Here is a 6,484-nt window from a genome sequence, read left to right on the forward strand (position 1 = left end):
TCGCCATTCGCCGCTCCCCTTTCTCGTGCATGCCAGGCCTCCCATACGAGGCAAATAATCTCGGCGCGGGGTGGAGCAGCCCGGTAGCTCGTCAGGCTCATAACCTGAAGGTCACAGGTTCAAATCCTGTCCCCGCAACCAGATCCTTCCGAATCCAAAATAGAATTACGGCGCAGGAGTGAGAGCCATCCTGCCATTGAACGTCGTCGCGCGAAACGGCCGCGATCGACCTGCGACCCAGTCCATCTGCCGGTCGGAATAATGCTGCGATCCGAGCTGCCCGGATTGTCCGGCCGCCATCTGCATCAATCCCTCCGACTCGCGCCCCGGCGCGACGACCATGCGTACATTGGCTCCCGAGCTCTTGCCCGCCTCCGCGAAGTAGAATCTGATACATTGCCTGCATCCGGCAACGGGAATGCGCGGCATGTTCAGAAACGGAGCCACAAACGGCGTCGCGGTGGCGAGCGGGTGACGGATATCCACGCGATTGGCCTCGCCCCAACGCAGTTCGGCGACGGAATTGCGTCCATTCGACTGCGCCAGACGTCGCGCGCTCTCCCTCAGCACTGCGCGCAAAAAATGCGGCCAATCGCGATGTGTGTCGCGTTCCGGCAAAAGCTCGGCCGATCCGCCGTCGATAATGCGTCGGACGGGGACGTCCGCATTGCTCCAATCATAGACGAAGCCTGGATCCACCGCGCGGCATCGCGCCAAGAGCGGCGACAGAACAGCGTCGATCAGCGAGTTTCGAAATTCGACGATCAGCGGCAATCCGAGGCTATTGTCCTCCGCGCGCCCATCCCAAGCTTCGAGCGCGTGGATCAGAGGTGCGGAATCTTCGTCGCCCTCGCTCTCGGGCGCGTTCAATGCGCGCAGCGCCAGAGTCTGATAGTAGCGGTAAAATTCCGTGGAGGCGTCGAGCTGGAGCGCCGCCATGTCGTGCTCATCGACACGTGACGACAGGCTCAGGCGCTGGTCGATTCGCCAGGCGCGGAAGCCGCCCGAATAGTCATGGCCGATCTTCGGCGCGAAATCGGCGGCGCCGAGCATGCGCTGATTGGCGCTGACGATGTAGCCGGACGCGGGATCGACGATTCTGGGCAATTCTTGCTGTGAATAATACCCGTCCCAGCCGACGGAGCCATCGTCCCAAAATTCGGCGAAGAGGCCGCTCAGACCGCGTCTCTTGGGGATTTTCCCCATCAGCGTCCACATGATCGAGCCGGAACTATCCGCGAGCAGGGCGTTGAGCGGCGGCACGCCCGCGCCGCGCATCAGCGGCGCAGCCTCCGCGGCGGTCGCGACGCTGTCCATTTCCATCAAGTCGAGATTGGTCGCGATCGGGTCGAGCATCGTCCATCGAAGAGCCACCTCCGAGCCGAGAAGCGGCTCGGGTAGAACCGGCCCCCAGATCGTCTCTTTGACCGGCAATGCGATCTCCGGTGCGCCGCGCACGCCGATGCGCTCGATGCGATTCGAAAAATCACGCGCGCCATCGGGCGTGCGATATTGCAACGGCGCGGCCGCATCTTTGCGCAAGCGGACCAAATCAGCGAAATCGCCCTCGACGCTGGTCAGCCCCCAGGCGACGCGCCCGTTCGTCCCCGTGATGATCATCGGCAAGCCCGGCAGGGTCAGGCCTTCCATCCGCCGAGAGCCATAGGCGAGGTCCGCCTGATACCAGATGTTCGGCGCCTCGAGCGATAGATGCATGTCGTTGGCGAGAATCGCATGACCGTCACGCGTCTTTCCGGGCGCAACGACCCAGCCATTGGAGCCGCGCGGCGCATGTTCGTTCTGAACGAGGCCGGCGCTTTTCTCGCGCCCTTTCGCCTCGCGCATCAGCTGCTCAATCTCCCGCGCCGGGAGCGCGCTCGGCGTGCAGCGTTCGGGCGTTCGTGGCGCGAGCAGTTCATTGTAGCAATCGCCGTCCGGCGTCAGCAAATCGACGACGGCCTCGGGCAACGCCACGCGCATGACGCTGGCCGCGCGCTCCTGATCTGCCGAATAGGACAAGTCCGCCAGATTCAAAGCGACAAGAATGCTGTCTTGCGGACGCCATGGCTCCGGCGCATATGCCAGAATGGTGAATTCCCAAGGCCATGCCGCCGTATCGCGCATCGCCTGATTGACGCCGGCGGCATAGGCCGTCAACGCCGCGCGCTGTTCGGCGGGAAGCTGTCGCAAGATGGCGCCCGCGAGACGTTCGAAACCCATCACGCGGCTCCAGCGGTCGTCCTTCACGAAAGCGGAGCCGAAAATCTCGGCCAATCGTCCCCCGGTCTTGCGGCGGAGCATGTCCATCTGAAAGAGGCGGTCACGCGCCGTCACATAGCCCAGAGCGGCATAGGCGTCGGTACGGCTCGTCGCGCGTATATGCGGAACTCCGACCGAGTCGAACTCCACCACGACAGCCTCGCCGAGCGCCGACAAAACATGCGACCCGCCCTCCTCGGGCAGAGGCAACCGAATGATTCCGATGAGCGTCGCCACTCCCGCCAGCAGAACGGCGACGATGAGGATGACCGAAAGACGCATCGCTTTACGCATGTTGCAAGCGCTCCTCGTGATCGGCGCGAAATGCCTCGTCGGATCGGCAAAATGCTTCGATCTCTCCAGAAGCCATGTGGAGCACGCGATCGGCCGAGTGAAAATAACGGTCGTCATGCGTGATCACGATGATCGTCTTGCCGAGCGCCTTCAGCTCGGGCAAAAGCTTGTGATAGAACAGCTCCCGAAACTTCGGATCCTGCTCGGCCGCCCATTCGTCGAACAAATAGAAGGGCCGATCCTCGATATATGCGGTCAGCAGCGCCAATCGCTTACGCTGCCCGCGCGACAGATCCACCGTGGAAAAGCGTCCATCCTCGATGCGAAGCTTATTCTCGAGCTCCAGAAGCGCCAACAATTCCCGGGCGCGCTCCTGCGCTTTTGCATCCGCATAGCCGAGCAGCGAGTCGAAAATGAACGCATCCGCGAAGACAGCGGAGAAATTCTGCCGATAAGCTTCGCGATTGTCATGAGTGACGAGCGTTCCCCCCAGCCGAACGGCGCCGGCGTCGGGTGGAAAAAGGCCCAGAATGAGCAGAGCCAATGTCGTCTTGCCGCTACCATTGCCGCCGGTGACGAATATGAGCTCTCCCGGCTCGATCCGAAGGGTGATCGGGCCGAGCCGATGTCCGACGTCGTCATTCTCGCTCGAATATCGATGCGTGACGCCTTCGAGCTCCAAAACGCCCGGCCTCGCCTGACGGAACGCAGGCGGCGCATCAGCGACGGCTTCCGCCTCCGCTGTCAGACGCAGACCCATCGCTTCTAGGTTGCGCAGAGCCACGACGCCCTTGCCGATATTCGGAAGCCCGCCGCCGACCAAGGAAAGAGGGCCGCCGAGGAACAGGATCGCGAGGGTGAACCCCGTCAGCGTCTCGGACGAAACCGCCTGAAAGCGTGGAATGACGAAAAGGACGAGACCGAGCAGTAGATAGAATAGCGTTTCCGCCCAACGGTCGATCAGGACGAAAATAGCCAGCGCCTTGATTCTCTGCGCCTTGAGCGCGCCCGCCGTTTCGCGCAGCTCATCCTCGAGAAAGGCCCGCCGACGCCGGGCGTCCATCTTCAGCTCCTTGCCGCCTTCGGTGGCCGCGCGAAAATGATCGAACATCGCATTTTCGGTTTTCCGCGCCTGCTCGAGCCATCGCATGGCCCATTTTTGCGGCGCTTGCAGACCGACGACGCCGATGATCACATACGTCGCCGTGACGAAAAGCAGGGGCGGCGACAGCATCCATAGATAGACGAAGACGGCGATGATCTTGGAGCCTTCGATGAACAGAGCCGGCAGCACTTCTTGCGCGACCACGACGCTCTCGACATCCTTCGTGAGCGCGGCCATCAAGCGATGCGCTCCCAGAGCCTGCGCCTGACGCAGCGGCGCCGCCACAATGCAGCGACTGAGCCAAAGACGAAGGCCGTAGAGGTTTTCCTGGGCGATCCGCGACAACAGAATCAACGAGACGGAGCTCGATGCGAGCGCGACGAAGCAGAGCGCGAAAAAGATGGCGGCGATTTCGATCGCCTCATGTCGTCCGCTCTCGAGCGCATTGGTGATGAAGGTCAAGAGTCGAGCGCTGGTCACGCCGGCGATCAGCCCAGTCGCGATCGAAAGCGTCAAAGTGGTTTTCGACGCCGCGAACACGCGAAGCAAATGCAGAGCGGTCACGCGCGACGCATCCATTTTCTCGTTTCCTTCGTTCATGCGCGCTCATCGCGCCTTTTGCGCCCGCGCGACGGCCGTGCGACCTTCGCATCAATCGACTTCTCGCAAGACCTCTACGATCTCCGAATGCACATCGTCATCGACGACGATCTCCTCATGAGTCGCATTTGCCCAATGCGTCAGGACGGCGCCGCTGGTGCGTTCCCCCAGATCGATCGGCGGCGCATGCGATGCGCCGAGTGATTTGGAGGCCCACCACACGCTCAAATCCGCGGAGACCGTGTCGACATGCAGGCGCCCCAGCATGTCTTGGAAGGTCACGCTATCGTCGAAGAGCATGTTCAGGACCTCGCTCGACACATCCGACCAAAAGCCGCGCTCTTGCCCCCAGACGCCCGCGTAGACGAAGCGTTCGCGATCGGTCATGCCCGATTGCGCCTCCAGAAGATGTCGCCGATCCTCGGCCGTCAGCGACGTCTCGACATCGACGCCCTGAAAATCTGCAAATTGCCGGATATGGTCCAAGATCGACGAGCGCGATAGAGAAGGGCTCGCCGATAGCGCCGGATCCAACAGACCGAGGAAAGCGACCTGCTCTCCGCGCGCTTCGAGCAACGACGCAATGGCCAGCGCGATCGCCGCGCCTGCGCTCCATCCCAGCAGAAGATAAGGACCGCGCTGCTGATTGTGCTGAATGAGCGCGACATAATCAGCCGCCATCTGCTCGATCGACAGCGCTCGATAATCCGGCTCGAGGAGATGCCGCGATTGCAGCCCAAAGACGGGCCGTACGGCTCCGACGCGCTTTGCGAGCGGCTGGTATCGAATGATCGAGCCGCCGGCCGGATGAATGCAATAGAGCGGCGCGCGCGCTGGGCCGGCGCTCATGCGCACCAGCGAAGTCTGCATCCTATCCTCGTCCGAGGAGATCAGCCGCGCGAGCTGCGCGACGCTCGGCGCGCGGAAAATCGCCGTGACGAGCAATGTGCTGCAGAGAGAGCGACGAATCCTCTCGATGAGCTTCATTCCGAGAATCGAGCTGCCGCCCAGCTCGAAGAAATTATCGTCGACACCGATGCGCTCGAGGCCGAGAATTTCCTTGAACTCTCGGAGAAGAATCCATTCCGTCTGGGTGCGCGGCGCGACATGCTCCGGCCGAGGTCGGGCGTCGAGATCGGGAGCCGGCAGCGCCTTGCGGTCGAGCTTTCCATTGGCCGTCAACGGCAGCGCCACCAGATAGACGAAGGCGGCCGGGATCATATGATCTGGCAGAAACGTCCGAAGATGCGCTCGGATATCCGACGGCTCCGCCTTCCGCTCGCCATTGTGAACCACATAGGCGACCAGCTGCTTCTCCCCAGAGCGGTCCTCGCCCGCCACAACCACCGCTTCCCGTATGGCTTCATGCCGCCCGAGACACGACTCGATCTCGCCGAGCTCGATGCGAAAGCCGCGAATCTTGACCTGATGATCGATCCGCCCGAGAAACTCTATGGACCCATCCGCGCGCCAACGCGCAAGATCGCCCGTCCGGTAGAGCCTTCCCCCCGGATCGGTCGAAAACGGATCTTCGACGAATCGCTCCGCCGTGATGTCGGGCCGACCGAGATAGCCGCGCGCCAAGCCTGCGCCCGCAATGCAGAGCTCGCCCGCGACGCCGATCGGCGTCGGCTCGTCATGTCCATTGACAATATAAATTCGCGTGTTCGCGATTGGCCGCCCGATCGGCTGAAATGGCTGTTCCCCCGCCTTTTCGCGGCGCACGCGCGAAGCCGTCGACCAAATGGCGGCTTCTGTCGGGCCATAGACGTTCCACACGGCGGCCACCCGCTCGCCGATGCGGACGACGAGGTCCGTGGAAAGGGCCTCGCCGCCGCAAAGCGCCTTTTTCATCGACTTTTCACCACGCCAACCGAAGTCGACGAGCATGCGCCACGTCGCCGGCGTCGCTTGCAGCGCAGTCGCTCTGCATTTCGAGATCAAATCGGCGATGCGCGCGGGATCGAAGCTGTCCGCACGTTCCGCAATTATGCTTCGCGCGCCGCACAGAAGCGGCAGGAACAGCTCCAAGGCCGCTATGTCGAAGGAAATCGTCGTCAAGGCCAACATTCTGTCGGCGGAGTCCAGCCCTAGCAATTCTCGCATCGACCAAAGCAGATTCGCGCAGCTACGATGCTCGATCATCACGCCCTTGGGTCTTCCCGTGGAGCCCGAAGTGTAGATGACATAGGCGAGATTCTGCGGCGCGGCGCGGCGGCCGAGCGC

General features: G+C 62.4%; 3 protein-coding genes and 1 tRNA gene. 1 reads left to right on the top strand and 3 read right to left on the bottom strand.

Going from position 1 to position 6,484, the window contains the following annotated elements; translation table 11 throughout:
* Positions 1-64 precede the first annotated feature (64 nt).
* Positions 65-141: transfer RNA gene (locus METLW4_RS0120715), tRNA-Met, on the top strand.
* Positions 142-165: 24 nt separating this feature from the next.
* On the opposite strand, the gene METLW4_RS0120720 is transcribed toward METLW4_RS0120715, so the two are convergent.
* From METLW4_RS0120720 to METLW4_RS25625, 3 genes are all read right to left on the bottom strand, one after another.
* Positions 166-2,553, bottom strand: a complete 2,388-nt coding sequence (locus METLW4_RS0120720) for a penicillin acylase family protein (protein WP_018268145.1) — start codon at positions 2,551-2,553, stop codon at positions 166-168.
* Positions 2,546-4,237, bottom strand: a complete 1,692-nt coding sequence (locus tag METLW4_RS0120725; protein ID WP_026191691.1) for a cyclic peptide export ABC transporter — start codon at positions 4,235-4,237, stop codon at positions 2,546-2,548. Before METLW4_RS0120725 ends, METLW4_RS0120720 begins: the two co-directional genes overlap by 8 nt.
* Positions 4,238-4,309: 72 nt before the next feature.
* Positions 4,310-6,484, bottom strand: a 2,175-nt coding sequence (locus METLW4_RS25625) for a non-ribosomal peptide synthetase (RefSeq protein ID WP_018268147.1), incomplete at its 5' end; no start/stop codon positions are given.

It is taken from the genome of Methylosinus sp. LW4 (genome assembly GCF_000379125.1).
In the GTDB taxonomy this organism is placed as follows: Bacteria; Pseudomonadota; Alphaproteobacteria; order Rhizobiales; family Beijerinckiaceae; genus Methylosinus.